Origin of the sequence: Mycobacterium sp. WUMAC-067, from assembly GCF_020217485.1 — a bacterium.
Taxonomy (GTDB): Bacteria; Actinomycetota; Actinomycetes; order Mycobacteriales; family Mycobacteriaceae; genus Mycobacterium.
On the sequence record NZ_JAEKMI010000017.1, the window covers coordinates 1 to 24,528 of the forward strand.

The following is a 24,528-nucleotide window of genomic DNA, read 5'->3' on the forward strand; positions in this document are numbered from 1 at the left end:
CGGGTCGTCGTTCTTGGTCGACATCACGATCCGCATCTGCGCGAACGCCGCGATCGCGACCGCTTCGATCCTGACCTCGACGCCACCGCAGATCGCGATGTCGGCCTCCCCGAACACGATGTTGCGCCACGCCTGGGCGATGCCCTCCGATCCCGACGCGCACGCCGACACCGGGGTGATCACCCCGGCCCTGGCGTGGCGCTCCAGGCCGACCGCCGCGGCGGCCCCGTTGGGCATGTACTTCTGCACCGCCAGCGGGGAGACCCCCTTTGCGCCTCGCGCGCGCAGGTCGTCGTAGCTGAACACGATCTGCTCCGCCGAGCCCAGGCCGGTGCCGATGGACACCATCAGCCGGTCGCTGTCGACCTCGGGCGAGCCGGCGTTCTCCCACACCCGACGACCCAGGACGGTCGACATCGTTTGCAGGTAGCCCATGCGGTGCAGCTCGGCGCGGGTGAGCCCGCCGTCGAAATCCTCCAGCAGATGACCGCCGATGCGCACCGGCAGGTCAAACTCCTCGACGAACGAATCCTCGAGCTTGCGGATACCACTTTGCCTGTCCAGCAGCAGCTTCCACGTGGCCTCGGCGTCAGTCGCCAGCGCCGTCGTCATCGCGATGCCCGTGACGACCACGTTCGGCAGCGTCTTCCCGGTAACCAGCTCCGCCATGACTCCCGAAACCTTTCACTTGATGAGAGCTGCTAACGATTGACGTCGAGCCCCACTCACCCCACCAAATCATGCCAAACACAAGCCACCATTATCCCAAACGTCACGAGGCGTGCCGCCGATTGGCGCCTACCGCCTGCGCTTGGGCCATCAGCGCGCGGCCGCCGGGCAACGCCCGCAGGGCGGTGCGGGCCAGCCGGTCGCGGCCGCGGACGCCGTCGGTCCTGGCCTGGCCGGTGCGCAGGTGGCGCCAGCCCAGGCCCGCCCACGACCCCGCGACGACGGCGTCGATCACCCCGCCGCGGGCCCGGCGCCGGTCGATCAGGGCGAGGCCGAGCGCGGTCGCCGAGTGCACCGTGTCGACCCAGACCCCGGCCGCCAGCACCTCCGGGCCCGGGTTGACCCCCGACAACGCCGCCTGGACCAGATGGCGAGCGCCCAGGATGCGGGTGACGACGATCGCCCGGCGATCGACCCGCACGCCGTGGATGCGGCTCAACACCTCGGCGGGGGCGGCCAGCAGCACACCGCCCCATCCCGCGCGGATCAGCTCGATGGCACGAATCTTCATGCGGTCTAGGCTAACCGGCGCGCGAAGGGACCCACCCGCTCGATGAACAGATCGAAGAAAGCGGCCGCATCCACGTCAATCCCGATGAGCGCGTTGGGTTCTCGATGGCCCGACCAGTCGGTCACCGTCATGGCCCGGGTCAGGGTCCCCGTCAACTCGATGTCCACGGTCGCCGGACGGGTCGTGACGAGCCCCGGATCCAGCGCGACGGCGGCGGCCAACGGATCGTGCATGTGCGCCTGATATCCGTGGCCGAGATCGTGATAGGCCTCCAGGTAGAACCGCGTGGCGTCCTCGATCACCCGGATCAGCGGATTGGACGCGGTCGACCGGGTTCCGCGTTCGTCGTGCTCGCTCAGCGGCGTCGTCGTCGACCCGGCGGCGGCAGCCAGCCGGGCCAGGTGCTCCGGTGTCATCGCGACCTTGCGGGTCAAGTCCAGGCCGCACAGGATCGGAAGGCGCTGCTGCTCAACGCCTTCATGGCCCCAGGCCGCCAGCACCTCGGCCGCGGCCTCGGGGTCCACGCTGATGTTCCATTCCGCCACCGCGGTGGTGTTGCCCCGGTGGTCGTAGGAGCCGCCCATGATCACCAGCCGGTGCAGCAGCGTCGGCAGCGCGGGCTCGGCGCGCACCGCCAGCGCCAGATTGGTCAGCGGGCCCGTCGCCACGCCGATGAGCTCGCCGGGGTGGGCGCGCGCCGCGCGCACCCAGGCGTCCGCCGAGTCGTAGTCGGTGAGCGAGCCCCCGCCGGGCGGCAGCTCGGCATAGCCTAATCCCTTGGGGCCGTGGACTTTTGACGGCAGTCGCATCGGTCCGGTCAGGGTCTGATCGGAGCCCCGGGAAACCGGTATGCCGGTGACGTCGCACAGCCGCAACAGGCCCAGATTGTTTTCGCAAACCTGCTCCACGCCGACGTTTCCGCCGGTCGACGCGATGCCGATCACCTCGGCGTCCGGGCTGGCGAGCAGGTACATCAGCGCCAGCGCGTCATCCACGCCGGTGTCGACGTCGACAAAAACGGGAGCGTTCATTGTTTACAACATAGCCATCTCGGCTATTAGGCTGAGCTGATGCCCACAACGTCGGAGCCCCCGGAGGGCACTGAGTTAACGCCGCACTTCGACGACGTGCAGGCCCACTACGACTTGTCGGACGACTTCTTCCGGCTATTCCTCGACCCGACCCAGACGTACAGCTGTGCCTACTTCGAGCGCGAGGATATGACGCTGGAAGAAGCGCAGATCGCCAAGATCGACCTCGCCCTGGGCAAACTCGGGCTGCAGCCGGGCATGACGTTGCTCGACGTCGGCTGCGGCTGGGGCGCCACCATGATGCGCGCCGTGGAGAAATACGACGTCAACGTCGTCGGCCTCACCCTGAGCCGCAACCAGGCCGAGCACGTCGAGCGGCTGATCGCGCAGTCCGGCAGCCCCCGTTCCGCCCGGATCCTGCTGCAGGGCTGGGAGGAGTTCGACGAGCCCGTCGACCGGATCGTCAGCATCGGCGCCTTCGAGCACTTCGGGCACGAGCGCTACGACGCGTTCTTCACCATGGCGCATCGCCTGCTGCCCGACGACGGGGTCATGCTGCTGCACACCATCACCGGTCTGCACCCGACGGAGATGGTGGAGCGCGGCATGCCCATCTCGTTCACGTTCGCCCGATTCATCAAATTCATTGTCACCGAGATCTTCCCGGGCGGGCGGTTACCGTCGATACCGATGGTGCAGGAGCGCGCCACCGCGAACGGCTTCACGGTGAGCCGCATCCAGTCGCTGCAGCCGCACTACGCGAAGACCCTCGACATCTGGGCCGCCGCGCTGCAAGCCCACAAGGAGCAGGCCATCGCGGTGCAGTCCGAGGAAGTCTACGAGCGGTACATGAAATACCTGACCGGCTGCGCCGACGCCTTCCGGGTCGGATACGTCGACGTCAACCAGTTCACGTTGGAGAAATGATCACCAGTGCACGCCGGGCACCAGGCGCACCAGCCGCTTGACCGTCCGGGGTGTGCGGATGCCGCCGGTGACGGCGCGGACGGGCCGGCTGGGTCTGCGGCGCGCGGTCGTCGGCCGCGCCTCTGCAACGGGTGCCACCCCCCGTGCCGCGGCCGAGTCGGGATAGCCGAGATAGAGCTGATGCAGGATTCGCCGAGAAGTCCTGGGGGCGAAGTAATTTCCGGCCTCGGCGAGCGTACCCAGCGGGGTGTCGATGCGCGCCGGCTTGTCCACCAGCCCGCGCACCACCATCGCCGCCGCGCGTTCGGGGCTGATCGCCGGGACCGGGTTGAGCCGGTGCGACGGCACGATCATCGGGGTGCGCACCAGCGGCATGTGGATGTTGGTGAACGTGATGTGGTCGGACAGCACCTCCGATCCGACCACGTCGGAGAACGCGTCCAGCGCCGCCTTGGTCGGTAGGTAAGAGCTGTACTTGGGGTTGCGCGCCTGCACGCCGGCGCTCGACACGTTGACGACGTGACCGAATCGCCGCTCGCGCCAATGGGGCAGCAGCGCCAGCACCATCCGCACCGCGCCGAAGTAGTTGACCGCCATCACCCGTTCGTAATCGTGCATCCGGTCGTAGGCGTTGACCACCGAGCGGCGGATCGAGCGGCCGGCATTGTTCACCAGGTAATCGACGTGGTCGAAGCGCCCCAGGATGTCTTTGACGGTGTGTTCCACCGACGCGGAATCGGTGACATCGCAGGTAAAGGCATGGGCGGCACCGCCATTGGCGCGGATCTCGGCGACCAGCGCATCCAGCGCCGCGCCGTTGCGGGCCAGCGCGAACACGGTGGCGCCCCGCTCGGCGATCGCGATCGCCGACGCCCGGCCGATCCCGCTGGAGGCGCCCGTGACGATGACGTGCCGGCCCCGCAACGGTTCTCGTGGATCGTCGCGGCGGGCGCGGTCCGGATCGAGATGCTCCGCCCAGTACCGCCACAGTTTGGGCGCATAGGAGGAAAACTCGGGCACCCGGATCCCGAGTTCCTGCAAGGCGTTTCGGGTCCGCTCGCTGACGAAGGTGGGGGGCAGGTCGACCAGGTCGAACACCTCGGCGGGGATGCCCAGTTGGGTGGCCGCCATGTTGCGCACCACCCGGGCGCGGCCGCGCACATTGAGGACGGGGGCGGCCACCGAGCGGGGCAGCGACCCGCGCAGCGGCGGCAGCCCGGCGGCCTTGGCCACACCGCGGTAGATGCCCCGCAGACCGATGGTCTTCTCGGCGGTCAGGTGGAAGGTCTGCCCGTCCCGGCCGTCGGCGTGCAGCAACGCGACCAGCGCGTCGACGACGTAGTCGACGGGGACGATGTTGGTGCGGCCCGTGTCGGGCAGCAGGATCGGGGTCAGCGACGGCAGCACCGCCAACTTGGCCAGCACGCCGAAGAAGTAGTACGGCCCGTCCACCTTGTCCATCTCGCCGGTGCGTGAATCGCCCACCACCACCGCCGGGCGGTAGATGCGATAGCGCAGCCCGGGCGTCGAGCGCACCAGCAGTTCGGCTTCGAACTTGGTCTGGTGATAGGGCGTCGGCAGTTGCTGCCCGACGTCGAAGTCGTCCTCGGTGTATTCGCCGCGGAAGTCGCCCGCCACGGCGATCGACGAGACGTGGTGCAACGTCGCGTCCAGGCGCTGCGCTAGGCCGATCACCGCGCGGGTGCCCTCGACGTTGGCGGCGCGCTGCTCGGGCTCGCCGGCGGTGATGTCGTAGATCGCCGCGCAGTGCACCACGTGGTCGATCTCGCCCAGCTCGGCGAGGACGTCGTCGCTCAGGTCCAGCTCCGGCAGCTCGGCGACCAGCGGTTTGACCCGCTCACCCCACTGCTCAGCCCACTGGGCCGCGAGCCGTTCGAAGCGGCCCAGCGACTGCCGTCGCACCAGCACCCACACCCGCGCGTCGAGGCGGGATTCCAAAAGACGAGACACGACGCGGCGGCCAATAAACCCGGTACCGCCGGTAACGACATACCGCATGAAGACATCGTGGCTTCGGCAGCCGCGGACGTCAACTGCCGATCTTCACACGAGGGTTGGTGCGCCTAGCTGTGGAAGTCGCGGATCCCGTCCCAGTCGACCAGCGTCCAGCCGGTCATCGGGTTACCGTTGATCACCACGCGGCCGGTGTTGGGCAACGGGTGGGTGGTCATCAGGCTTTCCTTGCCGTTGCGGGTGTTCATCAGCGTCCACACCATGATCGAGTTCGCGTGCGAGAACACCACCGGGTTGTGGTGGCCGCTGTTGTAGACCTTGTTGACGGCCGCGGTGAACTGGTCGTTGAACTCTTTTCCGCTGATCGAGCCCGGGATGCTGTACGACACGTCGCCCTTGATCCAGTTCACCGGCGCCACCAGGTAGGTCGACTTCGCCATCGACTCGGGTTTGCCGTTGTACCAGCCGGCGTCGATCTCCTGGATGCCGGGCAGAACCTCGACCTGCTTGCCGAGCTCGGCGGCCAGCGGCGCGGCGGTTTGCTGCGTCCGGGTCATGGTGGAGGCGTAGACGCTGTCGTAGTCCTTGCGGCCGAGTAGGTGCGCGAGCTGTTCTGCCTGCCCCTTGCCCTCCGCGGTGAGGCCGGGGCCCGGCACGTCGGTGTCGATGGTGCCGGCGGCGTTGGCCTCCGACTGGGCGTGCCGGACGAACGTCACCGTGATGGAGCGCGCCTGCGGCGAGCCGCCGCCGCAGCCGGCGACGATTACCGTTGCGGTGAGCGCGGCGACTGCTACTGAGGCCTTGCGGAACCAGCTGCGCTTGGGCATGGAAGACAGCCTGCCCTGCCGACGGCTTCGGTGGGAAGGGTTTGCGATGGTTACGTGCAGAAAATCCTCGAAAGGAGACCCCCATGGCGATTGACCCGAGTGCCGTCGGCGCGGTGACCGAACCCATGCTCTTCGAATGGACCGACCGGGACACGCTGCTCTACGCGCTCGGCGTCGGCGCCGGGATCGACGACCTGGCCTTCACCACCGAGAACAGCCACGACATCGACCAGCAGGTGCTGCCCACCTACGCGGTGATCTGCTGCCCGGCCTTCGGCGCGGCCGGCCTGGTCGGAAAGTTCAACTGGGCCATGCTGTTACACGGATCGCAGAGCATCCGGCTGCACGCGCCGCTGCCGCCCGCGGGCAAGCTCTCGGTGGTGTCCGAGGTCGCCGACATCCAGGACAAGGGTGAGGGCAAGAACGCGATCCTCGTGCTGCGCGGCCGGGGCACCGACCCGGACTCGAAGCAGCTGATCGCCGAGACGCTCACCACGCTGGTCATCCGCGGCGAGGGCGGGTTCGGGGGAATGCCGGGCCAGCGGCCTGTCGCCCCGGAATTCCCGGACCGCGAGCCCGACGCGCGGATCGCGCTGCCCACCCGCGAGGACCAGGCGCTGATCTACCGGCTCTCCGGTGACCGCAACCCGCTGCACAGCGACCCGTGGTTCGCTCGCGAGCTGGCGGGGTTCCCCAAGCCGATCCTGCACGGGCTGTGCACCTACGGGGTGTCGGGTCGCGCGCTGGTGTCCGAGCTCGGCGGCGGCGTCGCGGCCAACATCACCTCGATCGCCTCGCGATTCACCTCACCGGTGTTCCCCGGCGAGACTTTGACCACGCTGATCTGGCGCACCGGGGAGGGCAAGGCCGTGTTCCGCACCGAGGCGTCGGGTGCCGAGGGTTCCGGCGTCCGCGTGGTGCTCGACGACGGCGCGGTGGAATACGCCTGACTAGGCTTCGAGCTGATCGGCCAGCCGGTCGGTGAATTCGGCGGCCCGCGCGGGGCTGTCCAGCGCGAACAGCGCGGCGGTGGCGCGGTCGCCATCGTCGTTGTGCCGCACCAGGATCGGCACACCATCATCGTGGACCGCGTCGAACGCGTCCTCGTCGGTGATGTCGTCGCCGAGGTAGACCGGCGTCAGCGCGCCCGCCCCGGCCTGGTGCAGGTGGTCGATCACCCAGCGCAGCGTTTTTCCCTTGTCCCAGTCCAGGTCCGGGCGCAGCTCGATGACCTCGCGGCCGGTGGTCACCCGGAGCGCGTCGCGGCGACCCGCCGCGCGCACCGCCGCGAGCACCTCACCGACGCGGTCGCGTTCGGCGTTGCGGTAGTGCGCGGCGACGCCGAATCGCTTGTGCTCCACCACCACTCCGGGGATCGCGCCGAGCTGGTCGCGCAGCTGGGTCGCCGCCCGCTCCAGCACCGGGATGGCCGCGGCCGCCGCGTCGTTTTGGTGGTGTGTCCCGTCGGGTGCGGTCAGCTCGAAACCGTGGCTGCCGGCATACCAAATACCCGGTACGCCAACGCGATTCGTCACGTCGGCGAGATCGCGACCGGACAGCACCGCGACCGGGCAGCGGGCGGCCAGCTTCCCCAGCGCCTCGGTGGCCCCGGCGACGGGCCGGGCGGCGTCCGGGTCGTCGACGATGTCGGACAGCGTGCCGTCGAAGTCGAAGAACACGGCCGGGCGCCGGTCGGCCAGGCCGCCGGCGGTGTCGGTCAGGGCCTGCATCGCGTCGGGCAGCTGCGACATCCGGCGGTCCCCGGTGCGCACGACGACCTCGCCCGGGTCGCCGACCACGGCGTCGGCCCCGGCGTCACGCAGCGCGCCGGCGCGCCCGGCCGGGCCGACACCGATCACCAACGCGAATCCCGCGGCGCGGGCGGCCTCGACGCCGGCCGCGTCCCCGGCGACCACGACGGCGCGGCCCGGGCGCACCTTCAGGCCCGCGGCCGTCCGCACCGGCCCGTCGGCGGAAACGGCGGCGGCGCCCACCCCGATCTCGCGCAGCTGCGCGGCCAATGGCGAGTCGAGCGCGCTGTCGTCGGTTTCCAGGTCGAACAGCACGGCGTCGTGGCGGCGCGGGTCGATGACCGGCATGAGCCAACCCTCTCACGATAGCTCCTATCGAACATACTTTCGATAGACTGCCAGGGTGGGCTGGTTCAACGGGCCGCCGAGTTGGGCGGAAATGGAGCGGGTGCTCGACAGCAAGCCGCGCCGTGCCGGGGAGCCGGCGGGGCTTCCCGAGGACGCCCCGCTGTCGCGCAAGCGCGCGACGTATCGGCCGCCGGGTGACGGCCGGGCGCCCCACGCGTCCGTCGCTCATTCCGTGTCGTATGCCGAACTGCACGCGCATTCGGCGTTCAGCTTCTTAGACGGGGCGAGCACGCCCGAGGAGCTGGTCGAGGAGGCGGCGCGGCTGGGCCTGCGCGCCCTGGCGCTTACCGACCACGACGGCCTGTACGGGGCGGTGCGGTTCGCCGAGGCGGCCGCCGAGCTCGACATGCGTACCGTGTTCGGCGCCGAACTATCGCTGGGCTGCGAGGCCCGCACCGAGCGGCCCGATCCCGCCGGCCCGCACCTGCTGGTGCTGGCCCGCGGGCCCGAGGGTTACCGGCGGCTGTCGCGGCAACTGGCCGCGGCGCATCTGGCCGGCGGCGAGAAGGGCAAGCCCCGTTACGATTTCGACGCGCTGACCGAGGCCGCCGGCGGGCACTGGCACATCCTGACCGGATGCCGCAAAGGCCATGTGCGCCAAGCGCTTTCCGACGGCGGGCCCGCCGCGGCGGAGCAGGCGCTGGCCGACCTGGTGGACCGGTTCGGTGCCGGGCGGGTCAGCGTCGAGCTGACCCATCACGGTCAACCGCTCGACGACGAACGCAACGCGGCGCTGGCCGCCCTCGCGCCGCGCTTCGGCGTCGGCGTCGTCGCCACCACCGGCGCGCATTTCGCGGGGCCGTCGCGGCGCCGGCTGGCCATGGCGATGGGCGCCATCCGGGCCCGCGAGTCCCTGGATTCGGCCGCCGGGTGGCTGGCCCCGCTGGGCGGTTCGCACCTGCGTTCCGGTGCGGAGATGGCCCGGCTGTTCGCCGGGGGCCCCGAGGTGGTGACCGCGGCCGCCGAGCTGGGCGAGCAGTGCGCGTTCGGGCTGGCGCTCATCGCGCCGCAGCTGCCGCCGTTCGACGTGCCCGACGGGCACACCGAGGACAGCTGGCTGCGGCAGCTGACCATGGCCGGGGCGCGCGACCGCTACGGGCCGAGCGCACCGCGCGCCTACGCCCAGATCGAGCATGAGCTGAAAGTCATTGCTCAGCTGCGGTTTCCGGGCTACTTCCTGGTGGTGCACGACATCGCCCGGTTCTGCCGGGACAACAACATCCTGTGCCAGGGCAGGGGATCGGCGGCCAACTCCGCGGTCTGCTACGCCCTCGGCGTCACCGCCGTCGACCCGGTGGCCAACGAGCTGCTGTTCGAGCGCTTTCTGTCGCCGGCCCGCGACGGGCCACCCGACATCGACATGGACATCGAGTCCGACCAGCGCGAAAAGGTCATCCAGTACGTCTACGACAAATACGGCCGGGACTACGCCGCCCAGGTCGCCAACGTCATCACCTACCGGGGGAAGATCGCGGTGCGCGACATGGCCCGCGCGCTGGGCTTCTCGCAGGGCCAGCAGGACGCGTGGAGCAAGCAGATCGGCCACTGGAGCGGGCTGGCGGACTCGCCGGACGTCGAGGGCATCCCCGAGCCGGTGGTCGACCTGGCGAACCAGATCCGGAACCTGCCGCGGCACATGGGAATTCACTCCGGCGGCATGGTGATCTGTGACCGCCCCATCGCCGACGTGTGCCCGGTGGAGTGGGCGCGGATGGAGAACCGCAGCGTCCTGCAATGGGACAAAGACGACTGTGCGGCAATCGGTTTGGTGAAGTTCGACCTGCTCGGGCTGGGCATGCTCTCGGCGCTGCACTACGCGATCGACCTGGTGGCCGAGCACAAGGGGATCGAGGTGGACCTGGCCCGCCTCGACCTCTCCGAGCCGGCGGTGTACGAGATGCTGGCCCGCGCCGATTCCGTCGGCGTGTTCCAGGTGGAGTCGCGCGCGCAGATGGCCACCCTGCCGCGGCTGAAGCCGCGGGTGTTCTACGACCTGGTGGTCGAGGTCGCGCTGATCCGCCCCGGCCCCATCCAGGGCGGGTCGGTGCACCCCTACATCCGGCGGCGCAACGGCCTGGACCCGGTGGTCTACGACCACCCCTCCATGGAGCCGGCGCTGCGAAAGACGTTGGGGGTACCACTCTTTCAGGAGCAGCTGATGCAGCTCGCGGTCGACTGCGCCGGGTTTTCCGCCGCCGAGGCCGACCAGCTGCGCCGCGCCATGGGATCCAAGCGCTCCACCGAACGCATGCGACGGCTGCGCGGCCGGTTCTACGACGGCATGCGTGCGCTGCACGGCGCGCCCGACGAGGTGATCGACCGCACCTACGAAAAGCTGGAGGCCTTCGCCAATTTCGGTTTCCCGGAAAGCCACGCGCTGAGCTTCGCGTCGCTGGTGTTCTACTCGTCGTGGTTCAAGCTGCACCACCCGGCGGCGTTTTGCGCCGCGCTGCTGCGCGCCCAGCCGATGGGCTTCTACTCGCCGCAGTCGCTGGTGGCCGATGCCCGCCGGCACGGCGTGACGGTGCACGGCCCGGACGTCAACGCCAGCCTGGCGCACGCCACGTGCGAGAACGCCGGAACCGAGGTCCGGCTGGGTCTGGGTGCGGTCCGCCATATCGGAGACGACCTGGCCGAGCGGCTGGTCGAGGAACGAAAAGCCAACGGCCCGTTCACCTCTCTGCTGGATGTGACGTCGCGACTGCAATTGAGCGTGCCGCAGACCGAGGCGCTGGCCACCGCCGGGGCTTTTGCCTGCTTCGGCATGTCCCGGCGCGAGGGGCTGTGGGCGGCCGGGGCGGCGGCCACCCAGCGGCCGGGCCGCTTGCCCGGGGTGGGCTCGTCCTCGCACGTCCCGGCGTTGCCGGGGATGAGCGAGCTGGAACTGGCCGCCGCCGACGTGTGGGCCACCGGCATCTCCCCGGACAGTTACCCGACGCAGTTCCTGCGGGAAGACCTGGACGCGATGGGGGTGGTGCCCGCCGAGAAGCTGGGATCGGTGCCCGACGGCGACCGCGTGCTGATCGCCGGTGCGGTGACCCACCGGCAGCGCCCCGGGACGGCCCAGGGGGTGACGTTCCTCAACCTGGAGGACGAAACCGGGATGGTCAACGTGCTCTGCGCGCCGGGGGTGTGGGCGCGGCACCGCAAGCTGGCGAACTCGGCGCCGGCGCTGCTGGTGCGCGGGCAGGTCCAAAACGCCAGCGGCGCGATCACCGTCGTCGCCGAGCGGTTGGGCCGCATCACCCTGGCGGTCGGCTCGAAATCGCGCGACTTCCGGTGAGAACCCTCCGCGAAACTGCAACTAGCGACGGTGTTACTCGAGAAACGCGTCGTGGAATACAGTTTCGCGGCCGAAGGTAATCTCCACCCATGACCCTCAACTTGTCTGTCGACGAACTGCTCACCACCACCCGTTCGGTCCGCAAGCGCCTCGACTTCGACAAGCCGGTGGGCCGCGACGTGCTGATGGAATGCCTCGAACTGGCGCTGCAGGCGCCCACCGGCTCCAATTCGCAGGGCTGGCAGTGGGTGTTCGTCGAGGACGCCGAGAAGAAGAAGGCGATCGCCGACGTCTACCTGGCCAACGCCCGCGACTACCTCAGCGCTCCGGGGGCCGAGTACCCCGAGGGGGACACCCGTGGTGAGCGGATGCCCAAGGTCAAGGACTCCGCCACCTACCTCGCCGAGCACATGCACTCCGCGCCGGTGCTGTTGATCCCCTGCCTCGAGGGCCGCCCGGACAAGTCGCCGTTGGGTGGGGTGTCGTTCTGGGCGTCGCTGTTCCCGGCGGTCTGGAGCTTCTGCCTGGCGCTGCGCTCGCGGGGACTGGGGTCGTGCTGGACGACGCTGCACCTGCTGCGCGACGGCGAGCAACAGGTCGCCGAGGTCCTCGGCATTCCGCACGACCGCTACAGCCAGGGCGGCCTGTTCCCGATCGCCTACACCAAGGGCACCGACTTCCGCCCGGCCAAGCGGCTGCCCGCCGAGCAGCTCACGCACTGGGACAGCTGGTGACCCCTAGCTGCCGGCGTACTCGTGCTGCCGCCACGCCTCGTAGACGGCGATCGCCGCGGCGTTGGAAAGGTTCAGCGAGCGCCGGCCCGCCAGCATCGGGATGCGGACCTGCGCGGTGATGAGCGGGTCGGCCAGCGTCGCCGCGTCCAGCCCGGTGGGCTCGGGGCCGAACATCAGCACGTCGCCGGCGCGGTAGCGCACGTCGGCGAACGAGGTGGGCGCGTGCGAGGTGAACGCGAACACCCGCTCGGGTGACAACGCGTCCCAGGCCGCCGCCAGCGAGGCATGCACGGTGACCGAGGCCAGGTCGTGGTAGTCCAGCCCCGCCCGTCGCAGCTTGGGTTCGGACAGGTCGAAACCCATCGGTTCGACCAGATGCAATTCGCAGCCCGTCGCCGCCGCCGTCCGGATGGCGTTGCCCGTGTTGGGGGCGATGCGCGGGGAGTAGAACATCAGCTTGAACACAACGCGATAATGGTCGCATGGTCGAGCAGAGCATTTGGATGCAGAAGGTCGCTGCCGATCCCGGGCATTCCCATTGGTATATCGAGCGATTCCGCGCCATGGCCCGCGCGGGCGACGACCTGGCCGGTGAGGCCCGCTTCGTGGACGCCATGGCGCCCCGCGGCGCCCGCATCCTCGACGCCGGCTGCGGGCCCGGCCGGTTGGGCGGCTACCTCGCCGACGCCGGCCACCGGGTGGTCGGCGTGGACGTCGACCCCGCGCTCATCGCCGCGGCCGAGCAGGACCATCCCGGACCCCGGTGGCTCGTCGGCGACCTCGCCGAGCTTGACCTGCCCGCACGCGGCATCGCCGAACCGTTCGACGTCATCGTCTCCGCCGGTAACGTCATGACGTTTTTGGCCCCCAGCACCCGGGTCCAGGTGCTGAGCCGGCTGCGCGCCCACGTCGCCGACGACGGCCGCGCGGCGATCGGCTTCGGCGCCGGCCGCGACTATGACTTCGAGGTGTTTCTGGGCGACGCGGTCGACGCGGGATTCGCGATCGATGTGCTGCTGTCCACCTGGGACCTGCGGCCGTTCACCGACGACTCCGACTTCCTGGTGGCAATCCTTCGGCCCGCCTAGAGTTTTCGCGGATCCGTGTTTGCCAGGGGTGACCGCGGGCGCGCGCCGCCACCTTGGAGGGACCTGTCTGCTCAGTAACGATTCTGGTGGGCTGGGCCGCGGGCTGTCATACTCGTCGGATTGCCACACTTACACGCGCGCGCCTATCTGGCACGGGGCGGGTGGAAATAAAGCAGGAAGTTTTATGAGCCTCTCGTTTTGTTCAGCGCTCAGGGTCAGCGCAGCGGCCGGTCGCGCGGCCGCGATGACGTGACCATGTTCAGCCGCCCGGCCGCTGCGGCCGAGGCGGACGCCTCCCCGCCCGCACCGGTTCGCGCCGCCGACGCGGCGGTCAAACGCCCGCCCGCCTGGTCGCTGGGCAACTGGCCGGTCGGCTGGAAGGTGCTGGCGATCGTGCTGGTGCCGCTGATCTTGGCGACGGTGTTCGGTGTGCTTCGCATCCACGCCGCGATGGACAGCGCGGCGGGCCTGAAACTGGCCGCCACCCGCGCCGACGTGGTTCCGACGATCACCAAATACATGTCGGCGCTGGACGTCGCGCTGCAGGCCGGTTCCACCGGGCGCGACGTCGAGGGCGCCAAGAAGAACTACGAGGCCCGCAAAGGCGAACTGCAGGGCAGGCTGGCCGACACCGACGTCACCGACGACGTCCGATCGGGCCTCAACACCCTGCTCGACGGCGGCCAGATGCTGGTGAACAAGGCGTCTGACAACGGCCTCGGCCTGCGGGAACGGGTGACCCTCTACGCGCCGATCCTGTTGACGGCCGAAGACGTCATCAATGCATCGGTGCGCGTCGACGACGAGCACATCCGCGCCCAGGCGCAGGGATTGAGCCGGGCGGTCGGCGCGCGCGGGCAGATGACGATGCAAAAGATCCTCATCACCCGCGGGGCGGACCTGCCCGAGCCGCAGCTGCGCACCTCGATGACCACCCTGGCGGGCACCGAACCGTCGACGCTGTTCGGCATGAGCGAAGTGCTCGGGGCCGGGTCGCCCGAGGCCAAGACGCTGCAACAGCAGATGGTGACCCGGATGGCGATGATGTCCGATCCCGCCAGCGTGCTCGTCGACAACCCCGATCTGTTGCGGTCCATCCAAGCCACCGACGACATCGCCGAACAGGTCATCAAGAACGTCACCGCCTCGGTGACCAAGGCGGTGCACGCCCAGGCCGCCGACCGGCGCCACGCGGCCATCGTCGACACCGTGTTGGTGCTGGCCGCGATCGTCGTCGCGCTGCTCGTGGTGCTGCTGGTGGCGCGCGCGCTGGTGCGGCCGCTGCGCATCCTGCGCGACGGCGCGCTCAAGGTCGCCCACACCGATCTCGAGGAGGAGATCGCCCACGTGAAAGCCGGTGGGGCCGAACCGATTCCGACGCCACTGCCGGTGTACACCACCGAGGAGATCGGCCAGGTCGCCCACGCCGTCGACGAACTGCACGCCCAGGCCCTGCTGCTGGCCGGCGACGAGGCGCGGCTGCGGCTGCTGGTCAACGACATGTTCGAGACCATGTCGCGGCGCAGCCGCTCGCTGGTCGACCAGCAGCTGGCGCTCATCGACCGGCTCGAGCGCAACGAGGAGAATCCCGAGCGCCTCGACAGCCTGTTCCGGCTGGACCACCTGGCGGCGCGGCTGCGCCGCAACAGCGCCAACCTGCTGGTGCTGGCCGGCGCGCAGCTCGCGCGCGACCAGCGCGACCCGGTGCCGCTGGAGACGGTGGTCAGCGCCGCGGTGTCCGAGGTCGAGGACTATCGCCGCGTCGAGATCGCCGGGCTGCCCGAGTGCGCACTGGCCGGCGCGGCCGCGGGCGGCGCCATCCATCTGTTCGCCGAGCTGATCGACAACGCGCTGCGCTACTCGCCGCCGACGACGTCCGTAAGGGTCTCGGCGTCCCGCGGTGGCGACGGGGGAGTCGTGGTGCGGATCGCGGACTCCGGCCTGGGGATGAACGACGCCGACCGGCGCATCGCCAACATGCGGCTGCAGGCCGGCGGCGACGTCAGCCCAGACAACGCGCGCCACATGGGGCTTTTCGTGGTCGGCCGGATCGCGGACCGGCACGGCATCCGGGTGGGGCTGCGCGGCCCCGCGGCCAACGAGGCGGGCTCGGGCACCACCGCCGAGGTCTACCTGCCGCGCACGGTGCTCACCGGCCTGGCCCCCGCGGAAACGGCTGCGCCCCGGCACATTCGGGCGGTGTCGTCTCCGAGCGCCAAACTCGCCAGCGCGATCGCCGCGCCCCCGGCCGCCGAGGACGCCGGGCGCCGCGACGGTACCCGCGAGCCGGCGGCCCGCAACGCCGGGCCCGCGCCCGGGCCCTCGGTCACCCTGCTGCCGCGGCGCAACCCGGGTTCCAGCGGCATCACCGAGGTCCCGGCCCCACCCGCCGAACAACCGCCCCCGCAGCGGCGGCGCGAACTCGCGACCCCCTGGTGGGAAAACGCGCCCAAGTCCGCGCCGGCCGCCCGGCCCGCGGAGCCGAGGGCCACGCCGCAGCCCGCGCCCACCCCCACACCGGAGCCCACACCGGCGCCGGCCCCACCGGTGCGGGCGGCATCGGACACCTCGGCCTTCTTCGCCGCCCGGCCCCGCGAACCCCGCGAGGACAAGCCCGCCAGCCCGCCCACCGACGATGACGTCATCTACCGGCGGATGCTCTCGGAGATGCTGGGCGACCCCCATGACCTGGTGAACAGCCCCGACCTGGACTGGCAGTCGGTCTGGGACCGCGGCTGGACGCTGGCGGCGGCCGCCGAGGACAAGCCCGTCGAGTCGCACACCACCGACCACGGACTGCCGGTCCGCACCCCCGGCGCCCGGCTGGTGCCCGGCGGTGCCAACGGAACCGGGCTGACCGAACGGGACGAGCCCGAGCACGGACTCAACGGCAGATCGCCGTCGCACCGGGAGCCGCAGCACGCGGCCGTCACCCGGGATCCCGAGGCGGTGCGCGCCTCGTTCAGTAACCATTTCGGCGGCGTGCGCACCGGACGCTCGCACGCCCGCGACACGGAACAAGGACCCGACCAACAATGACCTCACCCGACACCTCACTGGACTGGCTGGTGACCAGGTTCGCCCGCGAGGTCCCCGGCGTCGCGCACGCGCTGCTGGTGTCCGTCGACGGGCTGCCCATCGCCGCCAGCGAGCACCTGCCCAGGGAACGCGCCGACCAGCTGGCCGCCGTCGCCTCCGGGCTGGCCAGCCTGGCGACGGGCGCCGCGCAGCTCTTCGAGGGTGGGCAGGTGCTGCAATCGGTGGTCGAGATGCAGAACGGCTACCTGTTGTTGATGCGCGTCGGGGACGGCTCGCACCTGGCGACGCTCGCGGCGACGTCGTGCGACATCGGTCAGATCGGCTACGAGATGGCCGTGCTCGTCGAACGGGTCGGGGGCGTGGTGCAGTCGACCCGCCGGTCCGCCGCCCACTCGTGAGCTGCGATGGACACCCCCGAGACCTGGCCCGCACACCGTAAGGGGAACCTGGTCCGCCCGTACACCCTGACGTCCGGACGGACCGACACGAACGTCGAGCTGCCCCTGGAAGCGCCGCTTCAGACGCTGCAGGCCGGCCCGCCCCACCGGTGGCCGCCCAACGATGCGCGGGGCAGAATCATCCAGCTGTGCGGCCAGGGCCCGCCGAGCCCGTCGGTCGCCGAAATCTCGGCCCGGCTGGACCTACCGCTCGGCGTCGCGCGCGTCCTGGTCGGGGATCTGGTGCTGTCCGGCTACCTTCGGGTGCACAGGACGTTGTCCGAGCGTTCGACCCGTGATGAGCGCCACGAACTCATAGGAAGGACTCTGCGTGGCTTACGCGCACTCTGAGGTGCAGCCCGATTCCGGCGCTCACGCGTCGACGAAGATCGTGATCGCCGGCGGGTTCGGGGCCGGCAAGACGACGTTCGTCGGGGCGGTTTCCGAGATCATGCCGCTGCGCACCGAGGCGATGCTCACCGACGCCTCGACCGGCGTCGACGCGCTCGAGGCCACCCCGGACAAGCGGACCACCACGGTCGCGATGGACTTCGGCCGGATCACCCTGGCCGAAGACCTGGTGCTCTACCTTTTCGGCACGCCGGGGCAGCGCCGCTTCTGGTTCATGTGGGACGACCTGGTCCGCGGCGCGATCGGTGCGGTGGTGCTGGTCGACTGCCGGCGCCTGCAGGACAGCTTCGCCGCCGTCGACTTCTTCGAGCACCGCAACCTGCCGTTTTTGGTCGCGGTCAACGAGTTCGACGGGGCGCCGCGCTACCCGGTCGACGAGGTGCGCGAAGCGCTGACCCTGCCCCCGCACATTCCGGTGATCACGGTCGACGCCCGCGATCGCCGGTCGGCGACCGACGCCCTGATCGCGGTCAGCGAATACGCCCTGGCCAGCCTGACGCCCAATTGACCACCGAGTGGGTCGACCGCGAGTTTGACGGCCACGACTTCACCGACGAAGACCTGAGCCGCCTGCGGACCGAGCGGGCCGTGTTCACCGAATGCAATTTCAGCGGCGCCAACCTGGCCGAGTCACAACACCGCGGTTCGGCCTTCCGCAACTGCACGTTCCACCGGACGGCGTTGTGGCACAGCACTTTTGCCCAATGCTCGATGCTGGGGTCGGTGTTCGTGCAGTGCCGGCTGCGGCCGATCACGTTCGACGAGGTGGACTTCACGCTCGCCGTGCTCGCCGGCATCGACCTTCGCAGCGTCGACTTCAGCGGCTGCCGGCTGCGGGAGACCAGCCTGGTGGAGGCCGACCTGCGCAAGGCCGTGCTGCGCGGCGCGGACCTGCGCGGCGCGCGGACCGCCGGCGCCCGGCTGGACGGCGCCGACCTGCGTGGCGCAGGCATCGACCCGGGGTTGTGGACGACGGCGTCGCTGGCCGGCGCCCGCGTCGACGTCGATCAGGCGATGGCCTTCGCGCTGGCGCACGGGCTGCGGCTGGACGGCTGAACTCTCAGCGGCTGATCGTTCAGCGGGTGAGCCGGATGCGCCACCGCACCAGCGCGGCGTAGCCGACCGTGAGCACCGCGAGCATGCCCATATCGAACAGCCAGGCCGCCGGCGTGTGCTCGAAGTGGCTGTCCCGCGGACTCTGCGGACCGGGCGAGACCGTCCACAGGTCGACCGTCGACGCCTGCGCCGCGTACCCCCACCGCGAGGGCACCAGCCAGGACACCTGGTCGAGAAAGATCCGGTGGGTGACGGGCACCATCCCGCCGGAGAGCACCATCTGCATCATCAGGGACACCACCAGCAGCGGCATGATCTGCTCGTTGGACCGCGCCAGCGCCGAGAGCAGTAGACCGAGCATCGCCGCGGCCACGCACGTCGCCGCCACCGCGACGAACAGCTCGACGGTGGCGTCCCCGAGCAGCACCGCCGGCCGCGTCGGCGGGCCCTTGCCCAGCACCACGATGGCGGTGGCGATGGCCGCCTGGACGACGGCGAACGCGCTGAACACCGCGACCTTGGCCAGCAGGTAGGCCGTGCTCGACAGGCCGACCGCCTGTTCCCGCCGGAAGATCGGCCGTTCCCCGATGAGGTCGCGGATGGTCAGCGCGGTTCCCATGAACGCGGCGGCCATGGTGAGCAAGGTGAGGATCATCCCGGCCTCGCCCGCCGACTCGCCGGCCGGATCGGCATAGCCGAAGCCGGCGCTGCCGGGAACGGTCAGCGACAGCGCACCCATGACGAACGGCAGCACCGCCAGGAACACGAAATAGGCGCGGTCGGACACGACCAGCCGTACCTGACGGCGGGCGATCGTGGAGAACTGGTGGCGTTTGCTGGTATGCGGCGGCGCGCCCAGCTCGGCCGGCGCCTCGGTCAGCCTCGGCGGCGGGGGCTTGTTCTGGGCCAGAAAGCGGCGATTGGCCTCGTCCGGATCGGCGCCCACCTTGGCGAAGATGTGCGCCCAGTTGGTGGTGCCCATGGCCGCGCCGATCTGGCCGGGCGGGCCCAGAAACGCCGTCTTGCCGCCGGGCGCCATCAGCAGCACCTGGTCGCAGACGTCGAGGTAGGTCAGCGAGTGCGTCACGACCAGCACCACGCGGCCGGCGTCGGCGAGTTGCCGCAGCATCGTCATGACCTGCAAGTCCAGCGCGGGGTCCAGGCCCGACGTCGGTTCGTCGAGGATCAGCAGCGACGGCCCGGTGAGCAACTCCAGCGCCACCGACGCGCGTTTGCGCTGCCCGCCGGACAGCTGGTCGACCCGGGTGTTCGCGTGCCCGGTCAGGCCGAGCTCGTCGAGAACCTGCGCGACCACCTGGGCGCGGTCGGCCTTGCTGGTGTCCGGCGGCAGGCGCAGCTCGGCGGCGTACCCGAGCGCCTGGCTGACCGTGAGCTGGCGGTGCACGACGTCGTCCTGTGGGACCATCCCGATCCGGGTGCGCAACGAGGCGTACTCGGTGTGGATGTCGTGGCCCTCGAAGGTGACCGAGCCCGACGTCGGGGTGGCGTACCCGGCGATCAGCCGCGACAGGGTGGTCTTGCCCGCGCCGGACCCGCCGATGAGGGCGGTCAAGGTACCGGGGCGGGCGGTCAGCGAGATCCGGTCCAGCAGCTTCTTCCCGCCGATGCCGAAGTTGACCTCGCGCACCTCGAGGCCGCCGGCGCGGGTCGCCGCCTCCTGGCGGCGGACCAGCATGCCGCCGCGCAACACCAGGTCGACGTTGCCGATCGTGACGACGTCGCCGTCGGACAGCACCGCCGAGCCGACCCTGACACCGTTGACGAAGGTCCCGTTGCTGCTGTTCGCGTCGCGGATCTCGGGGCCGGCCGGCGTCGGGGTCAAGAAGGCGTGGTGGCGCGAGGCCAGCACGTCGTGGACGACGACGTCGTTGCTGAGCGCGCGCCCGATCGAGGCGGTCCGTCCGGTCACCGGCCGGCCGGCGGATTGGGGCCCGGGGGCCGTAAACCGCGTGGTGGGAGATTCCCCGACGTCGCCGCCGCCCGTGCCGGGCTGCGGCCGCGGCACGGCGCGCTGGGGGTCTCGCAGGCGGAACGAGCGCGCCGGCGGCCGGCCCACCTCGAACGTGATCCGCGGGCCGTCGGGCTTGCCGATGTTGATGGTCTGGCCGTCGTGGATGTCGACGACCGGCACCCGGTGGCCGTCGAGATAAAACCCGTTGAGCGTGTTGTTGTCGACCGCCAGCCACCGGCCGTGATCGAAGCGCAGCAGCACGTGCGCGCGGGCGACCAGCGGGTGCGCCACCCGCAAATCGGCGCGCAGATCGCTCCCGACGACCACGTCGCGGCCGGCCGCGAAGCTGCCTTCGGAGCGCTCGGATCGAGCCGTCAGCACGGGCTGGGCAGATCGGGTCATCGCATCCAGATTAGAGGTCCCCGCCTGAGAGCGGCCTCAGCGTTTCAGCCGGATGTGCCAGCGCACGATGCCGGTATAACCGATCGAGAGCAGGGTGAGCATGGCCATGTCGAAGACGAAAATGTGTTTCGAGTGCTGCCAGATCGGGTCGTTGGTCGGGATCTGCTTGACCTTCACCAGCGACGGGAAGTCGATCGAGGACGCGCCCGCGGCATACCCCCAGCGCGCGGGCGTCAGCCACGCCATCTGTTCGAGACCGATGCGCTGGTAGACCGGGATCATCCCGCTGGAGAACACCAGCTGCGACATGATCGACACCACCAGCAGCGGCATGATCTGTTCGTTGGACTGCGCCAGCGCCGACAACAGCAGGCCGAGCATCGCCGACGCCACACAGGTGCCCGCCACGGTGACGAACAGCGAGAAGGTGGAGTTGCCGAAGAACTGGGGGTGTGCCGTCGGCGCGCCCTTGCCCAGCCGCACGATGATGGTCGCGATCGCGGCCTGGCCGGTCGCGAAGACGCAGAACACGGCGATCTTGGCCAGCAGATAGGCGGTGGTGGACAGGCCGACGGCCTGCTCCCGCCGGAAGATCGCGCGCTCGCCGATGAGATCTCGGATGGTCAGCGCGGTGCCCATGAAGACCGCACCGATGTTCAGCAGCACCATGATGTACTGCGGCTGCGTGGGCGCGGGGCCCATCGGATCGGCGGGCCCGAGGCCGGGGTGCGGGCCCTTCACCGTCAGCGACAGCGCGCCGATGAGGAACGGCAGGATCGCCAGGAAGATCGTGTAGCCGCGGTCGGACACGACGAGGCGGACTTGGCGGCGGGCGATCGTGGACAGTTGCCGCCACAGGTTGGTTTGGGGCGGTTCGCCCAGATCCGCCGGGCTCTCCGGACTCGGTGGCTGCTCGGAGCGCTGGTTGCGTTCCTTGAAGCGGCGGTTGGCCTCGTCCGGGTCGGCGCCCACCTTGGCGAAGATGTCGGCCCAGTTGCGGGTGCCCATGGCGGCCTCGACCTGGTCGGGCGGCCCGCAGAACGCGGTCTTACCGCCGGGTGCGACCAGCAGGATCTGATCGCACACGTCCAGGTAGGACACCGAGTGGGTCACCACCAGCACCACGCGGCCCGCGTCGGCGAGCTGGCGCAGCATCAGCATGACCTGACGGTCCAGCGCCGGGTCCAGGCCGGACGTCGGCTCGTCGAGAAGCAGCAGCGACGGCTGGGTGAGCAGCTCGAGCGCGACCGAGGCGCGCTTGCGCTGGCCACCCGAGAGCTTGTCGACCCGCGTCTCGGCGTGCTGGGTCATGTCGAGTTCCTCGAGCACCTGCGCGACGACGCGGGCCCGTTCCTCTTTGCTGGTGTCGGGGGGCAGGCGCAGCTCGGCGGCGTAGTTGAGGGCCTGGTTGACCGTGAGCTGGCGGTGCACCACGTCGTCCTGCGGGACCATCCCGATCCTGCTGCGCATGGACGCGTACTCGGTGTGGATGTTGTGGCCCTCGAAGGTCACCGTGCCCGACGTGGGGCTGGTGTAGCCGACGATCAGCCGCGAGAGCGTGGTCTTCCCGGCGCCCGAACCACCGATGATGGCCGTGAGCGTCCCGGGCCGGGCCGTCACCGAGATGTGGTCGAGCAGCTGCTTGCCGTGGTCGACGGTGTAGCAGACGGAGTTGACCTCCAGGCCGCCGGTCCGCGTCGCCGCCTCGGTGCGCCGGACCAGGCTGTCGCCGGTGAACACCAGGTCGACGTTGCCGATGGTGACCACGTCGCCCTCGGTCAGCACCGCCGAGCCGACGCGGACGCCGTTGACGAAGGTGCCGTTCACGCTGTGCGCGTCGCGGATCTCGGTGCCCAGCGGCGTCTGGAGCAAGAACGCGTGATGGCGCGAGGCGAGCACGTCCTGGATGACGATGTCGTTGTCGGTGGCCCGGCCGATGGTTTGCGACCCGGCCGGCTGCTGGATCGCGCCGGACCGCGACGGCATCAGCGCCTGGAACATCTTGGTCGCCAGGTTCGCCACCTCGGGCGGCTTGGCGCTGGTGGGCGCCGCCCGGGTGTGCGGGGCCGCCGCGGGTATGTGCTGCACCGGCGGGGGGCTGTGCACCGCCGCATTGTGCGGCGGGGGTGGTGCGGCGGGCGGGTATGCGGGCGGTCGCCCACCACCGCCGCCGTACATGGTGTGCCCCGCCGGGCCGGGCCGGTGCGCGGGCGCGGGCTGCGGTCGCCGCGGCGGCGCCGCCCAGTTGGGCGTGCGCCCGGCCGGGGGCGGCGGCGGGCCGGGTGGGGCGGCGACGGGCGGACCCGGTTGCGCCGACCAGGCCGCCGCCTGCGGCGGGGCCGCCACCGGGATGTTCATCGATTCGGTCTTGGGGGGCCGCCCGGCCATGCCCTGGTGCCGGCCGACGTCGAACGTCAGCAGCGGCCCGTCCGGGTTTCCGATGTTGAGCGTTTGCCCGTCGTGGATCTCGACGACCGGCACCCGCCGGCCGTTGACGAAAGTTCCGTTGAGCGAACCGTTGTCGATGGCCAGCCACTTGCCCTGGTCGAAACGCAGCAACAGGTGGGCGCGCGAGATCAGGGGGTGCGTGATGCGCATGTCGGCCCGCAGATCGCGCCCGACGACCACGTCGTGGCCCGCTGCGAAGGTACGTTCAGATCCTTCGTGATGGACGGTTAGCGCTGGCGGGGCTGGTGCGGACATCGCCACAACTGTAGCTTGCGGCCCTGTGGATCAGCCTGGAGCGCCTACGGCGTCCGGCGCGCCGGTGACGACGCAGTGGGTCCGGCTGTAGATCGTCGGCATGCACTGATTGCAGTGCGTGCACGCGGAGTGCACCCGGTGCTGGGCGTCCTCGGCGGCGATCCGGTTGATCAGATCCGGTTCTGCCAGCAGCGCGCGGGCCATCGCGACGAATTCGAATCCCTCCGCCATCGCCAGGTCCATCGTCTCCCGGTTGGTGATGCCGCCGAGCAGGATCAACGGCATCTTCAACTCGGCGCGGAACAGCTTGGCGTCGCGCAATAGATAGGCCTCGCGGTAGGGGTATTCGCGCAGGAACTTCTTGCCCGTCATGCGCATGCCCCAGCGCAGCGGCGGCTTGAACGCGCCCGCGAACTGCTTGAGCGGCGCGTCCCCGCGGAACAGGTACATCGGGTTGACCAGCGAGCTGCCCGCGGTCAGTTCGATCGCGTCCAGCCCGCCGTCTTCCTCCAGCCACTTGGCGGTCCTCAGCGATTCCTCCGTGCTGATGCCACCGCGAACGCCGTCGGCCATGTTCAGCTTGGCGGTCACCGCGATCGGTGTGCCTTCCTTTTCGACCGCGCGCCGGACGGCCATCACCATGCCGCGGGCGACCTTCGCCCGGTTCTGCAGCGATCCGCCGAACTCGTCGTCGCGGCGATTGATCAGCGGGGACAAAAACGAACTCGCCAAGTAGTTGTGGCCCAAATGGATTTCGACGGCGTCGAAGCCGGCTTCGATGGCCAGCCGCGCGGCGTTGGCGTGCCCGGCGATGACCTCGTCGATGTCCTCGCGGGTTGCCTTCTTGGCGAACCGCATCCCGATCGGGTTGAAGAACCGCACCGGCGCCAGCGCCTTGGCTTTGTTCGACTTAGCGTTGGCCACCGGGCCGGCGTGGCCGATCTGCGCGCTGACCGCCGCGCCCTCGGCGTGGATCGCGTCGGTGAGCCGGCGGAACCCCGGCACCGCCTCCGGCCGCATCCAGATCCCGTTGCCCTCGGTGCGCCCGCCGGGGGAGACGGCGCAGTAGGCGACGGTCGTCATGCCGACCCCGCCGGCGGCCGGCAGCCGGTGGTATTCGATGAGGTCGTCGGTCACCAGCGCGTCCGGCGTGCGCGCCTCGAACGTGGCGGACTTGATAGTGCGGTTACGCAGCGTGATCGGACCGAGCTTCGCGGGGCTGAAGACGTCCGGAGGGGTAGACAT

General features: G+C 70.3%; 20 protein-coding genes. 10 read left to right on the forward strand and 10 right to left on the reverse strand.

From position 1 onward, the window contains the following. From JF781_RS13970 to JF781_RS13980, 3 genes are all read right to left on the reverse strand, one after another. Positions 1-669: beta-ketoacyl synthase N-terminal-like domain-containing protein (locus JF781_RS13970; RefSeq protein WP_304621379.1), on the reverse strand; the 669-nt coding region annotated here is incomplete at its 3' end. A 103-nt stretch (positions 670-772) separates the two neighbouring features. Beyond that, entirely contained in the window at positions 773-1,240 is a 468-nt protein-coding gene (locus JF781_RS13975) for a hypothetical protein (RefSeq protein ID WP_225330127.1), read from the reverse strand. A 5-nt stretch (positions 1,241-1,245) separates the two neighbouring features. Then, positions 1,246-2,271, reverse strand: coding sequence for a nucleoside hydrolase (locus JF781_RS13980; protein ID WP_225330126.1), 1,026 nt, complete (start codon positions 2,269-2,271; stop codon positions 1,246-1,248). Between the two features lie 39 nt (positions 2,272-2,310). Between JF781_RS13980 and cmaA1 the strand changes: the two genes are divergently transcribed. Next, on the forward strand, positions 2,311-3,198 hold the full coding sequence (gene cmaA1 / locus JF781_RS13985) for a cyclopropane mycolic acid synthase CmaA1 (RefSeq protein WP_225330125.1): 888 nt from the start codon (positions 2,311-2,313) through the stop codon (positions 3,196-3,198). On the opposite strand, the gene JF781_RS13990 is transcribed toward cmaA1, so the two are convergent. Both JF781_RS13990 and JF781_RS13995 read right to left on the reverse strand, forming a co-directional pair. Further along, positions 3,199-5,217, reverse strand: a complete 2,019-nt coding sequence (locus JF781_RS13990; RefSeq protein WP_225330124.1) for an SDR family oxidoreductase — start codon at positions 5,215-5,217, stop codon at positions 3,199-3,201. Between the two features lie 65 nt (positions 5,218-5,282). Then, positions 5,283-5,999, reverse strand: a complete 717-nt coding sequence (locus tag JF781_RS13995; RefSeq protein ID WP_225330123.1) for a histidine phosphatase family protein — start codon at positions 5,997-5,999, stop codon at positions 5,283-5,285. Between the two features lie 83 nt (positions 6,000-6,082). On the opposite strand from JF781_RS13995, the gene JF781_RS14000 reads away from it, so the two are divergent. Next, a complete protein-coding gene (locus JF781_RS14000) occupies positions 6,083-6,949 on the forward strand; it encodes a MaoC family dehydratase (protein WP_225330122.1) in 867 nt (288 codons plus the stop codon). Here JF781_RS14000 and otsB read toward each other — a convergent pair whose 3' ends face one another. Next, complete coding sequence (otsB, locus tag JF781_RS14005) at positions 6,950-8,098, reverse strand: trehalose-phosphatase (RefSeq protein ID WP_225341270.1); 1,149 nt, start codon at positions 8,096-8,098, stop codon at positions 6,950-6,952. It abuts the gene before it with no gap. A gap of 55 nt (positions 8,099-8,153) precedes the next feature. Here otsB and JF781_RS14010 point away from each other — a divergent pair, with 55 nt between their 5' ends. Both JF781_RS14010 and JF781_RS14015 read left to right on the forward strand, forming a co-directional pair. Continuing rightward, on the forward strand, positions 8,154-11,441 hold the full coding sequence (locus tag JF781_RS14010) for an error-prone DNA polymerase (RefSeq protein WP_225330121.1): 3,288 nt from the start codon (positions 8,154-8,156) through the stop codon (positions 11,439-11,441). 89 nt (positions 11,442-11,530) lie between these two features. Then, positions 11,531-12,175, forward strand: a complete 645-nt coding sequence (locus JF781_RS14015) for a nitroreductase family protein (RefSeq protein WP_225330120.1) — start codon at positions 11,531-11,533, stop codon at positions 12,173-12,175. Between the two features lie 3 nt (positions 12,176-12,178). On the opposite strand, the gene JF781_RS14020 is transcribed toward JF781_RS14015, so the two are convergent. After that, positions 12,179-12,640, reverse strand: coding sequence for a tRNA (cytidine(34)-2'-O)-methyltransferase (locus JF781_RS14020; protein ID WP_225330119.1), 462 nt, complete (start codon positions 12,638-12,640; stop codon positions 12,179-12,181). Positions 12,641-12,657: 17 nt separating this feature from the next. On the opposite strand from JF781_RS14020, the gene JF781_RS14025 reads away from it, so the two are divergent. The 6 genes from JF781_RS14025 to JF781_RS14050 all read left to right on the forward strand — a co-directional run bounded on the left by JF781_RS14025 (position 12,658) and on the right by JF781_RS14050 (position 18,206). Next, on the forward strand, positions 12,658-13,263 hold the full coding sequence (locus tag JF781_RS14025) for a bifunctional 2-polyprenyl-6-hydroxyphenol methylase/3-demethylubiquinol 3-O-methyltransferase UbiG (RefSeq protein ID WP_225330118.1): 606 nt from the start codon (positions 12,658-12,660) through the stop codon (positions 13,261-13,263). Between the two features lie 249 nt (positions 13,264-13,512). Beyond that, the gene (locus tag JF781_RS14030) at positions 13,513-16,302 is read left to right on the forward strand and encodes an ATP-binding protein (protein WP_225341274.1); all 2,790 of its coding nucleotides are present in this window, start codon (positions 13,513-13,515) and stop codon (positions 16,300-16,302) included. Then, complete coding sequence (locus JF781_RS14035) at positions 16,299-16,700, forward strand: serine protease inhibitor (protein ID WP_225330588.1); 402 nt, start codon at positions 16,299-16,301, stop codon at positions 16,698-16,700. Before JF781_RS14030 ends, JF781_RS14035 begins: the two co-directional genes overlap by 4 nt. Before the next feature lie 6 nt (positions 16,701-16,706). Next, a complete protein-coding gene (locus JF781_RS14040) occupies positions 16,707-17,090 on the forward strand; it encodes a DUF742 domain-containing protein (RefSeq protein WP_225330587.1) in 384 nt (127 codons plus the stop codon). After that, a complete protein-coding gene (locus JF781_RS14045; RefSeq protein WP_374109702.1) occupies positions 17,071-17,658 on the forward strand; it encodes an ATP/GTP-binding protein in 588 nt (195 codons plus the stop codon). The genes JF781_RS14040 and JF781_RS14045 overlap by 20 nt, the downstream gene beginning before the upstream one ends. Beyond that, on the forward strand, positions 17,655-18,206 hold the full coding sequence (locus JF781_RS14050; RefSeq protein WP_225330586.1) for a pentapeptide repeat-containing protein: 552 nt from the start codon (positions 17,655-17,657) through the stop codon (positions 18,204-18,206). Before JF781_RS14045 ends, JF781_RS14050 begins: the two co-directional genes overlap by 4 nt. Before the next feature lie 19 nt (positions 18,207-18,225). Here JF781_RS14050 and JF781_RS14055 read toward each other — a convergent pair whose 3' ends face one another. Genes JF781_RS14055 through JF781_RS14065 form a run of 3 tightly spaced genes read right to left on the reverse strand, consistent with a single transcriptional unit; the run spans position 18,226 to position 24,528 of the window. After that, positions 18,226-20,580 (reverse strand): ATP-binding cassette domain-containing protein, encoded by a 2,355-nt coding sequence (locus JF781_RS14055; RefSeq protein ID WP_225330585.1) that lies wholly within the window; start codon positions 20,578-20,580, stop codon positions 18,226-18,228. 36 nt (positions 20,581-20,616) lie between these two features. Next, positions 20,617-23,283: an FHA domain-containing protein gene (locus tag JF781_RS14060; protein ID WP_225341271.1), complete on the reverse strand. Its 2,667-nt coding sequence runs from the start codon at positions 23,281-23,283 to the stop codon at positions 20,617-20,619. A gap of 30 nt (positions 23,284-23,313) precedes the next feature. After that, a complete protein-coding gene (locus JF781_RS14065) occupies positions 23,314-24,528 on the reverse strand; it encodes an NADH:flavin oxidoreductase (RefSeq protein WP_225329300.1) in 1,215 nt (404 codons plus the stop codon).

What these genes read in the sequence shown, in the direction of transcription:
- JF781_RS14025 (WP_225330118.1), top strand. Translation starts at nt 12,658, where the DNA reads ATGGTCGAGCAGAGCATTTGGATGCAGAAGGTCGCTGCCGATCCCGGG.
- JF781_RS13995 (WP_225330123.1), bottom strand. Translation starts at nt 5,999, where the DNA reads ATGCCCAAGCGCAGCTGGTTCCGCAAGGCCTCAGTAGCAGTCGCCGCG.
- cmaA1 (WP_225330125.1), top strand. Translation starts at nt 2,311, where the DNA reads ATGCCCACAACGTCGGAGCCCCCGGAGGGCACTGAGTTAACGCCGCAC.
- JF781_RS13990 (WP_225330124.1), bottom strand. Translation starts at nt 5,217, where the DNA reads ATGCGGTATGTCGTTACCGGCGGTACCGGGTTTATTGGCCGCCGCGTC.
- JF781_RS14015 (WP_225330120.1), top strand. Translation starts at nt 11,531, where the DNA reads ATGACCCTCAACTTGTCTGTCGACGAACTGCTCACCACCACCCGTTCG.
- JF781_RS14060 (WP_225341271.1), bottom strand. Translation starts at nt 23,283, where the DNA reads ATGTCCGCACCAGCCCCGCCAGCGCTAACCGTCCATCACGAAGGATCT.
- JF781_RS14035 (WP_225330588.1), top strand. Translation starts at nt 16,299, where the DNA reads ATGACCTCACCCGACACCTCACTGGACTGGCTGGTGACCAGGTTCGCC.
- JF781_RS14055 (WP_225330585.1), bottom strand. Translation starts at nt 20,580, where the DNA reads ATGACCCGATCTGCCCAGCCCGTGCTGACGGCTCGATCCGAGCGCTCC.
- JF781_RS14040 (WP_225330587.1), top strand. Translation starts at nt 16,707, where the DNA reads ATGGACACCCCCGAGACCTGGCCCGCACACCGTAAGGGGAACCTGGTC.
- JF781_RS14000 (WP_225330122.1), top strand. Translation starts at nt 6,083, where the DNA reads ATGGCGATTGACCCGAGTGCCGTCGGCGCGGTGACCGAACCCATGCTC.
- JF781_RS14065 (WP_225329300.1), bottom strand. Translation starts at nt 24,528, where the DNA reads ATGTCTACCCCTCCGGACGTCTTCAGCCCCGCGAAGCTCGGTCCGATC.
- otsB (WP_225341270.1), bottom strand. Translation starts at nt 8,098, where the DNA reads ATGCCGGTCATCGACCCGCGCCGCCACGACGCCGTGCTGTTCGACCTG.
- JF781_RS13980 (WP_225330126.1), bottom strand. Translation starts at nt 2,271, where the DNA reads ATGAACGCTCCCGTTTTTGTCGACGTCGACACCGGCGTGGATGACGCG.
- JF781_RS13975 (WP_225330127.1), bottom strand. Translation starts at nt 1,240, where the DNA reads ATGAAGATTCGTGCCATCGAGCTGATCCGCGCGGGATGGGGCGGTGTG.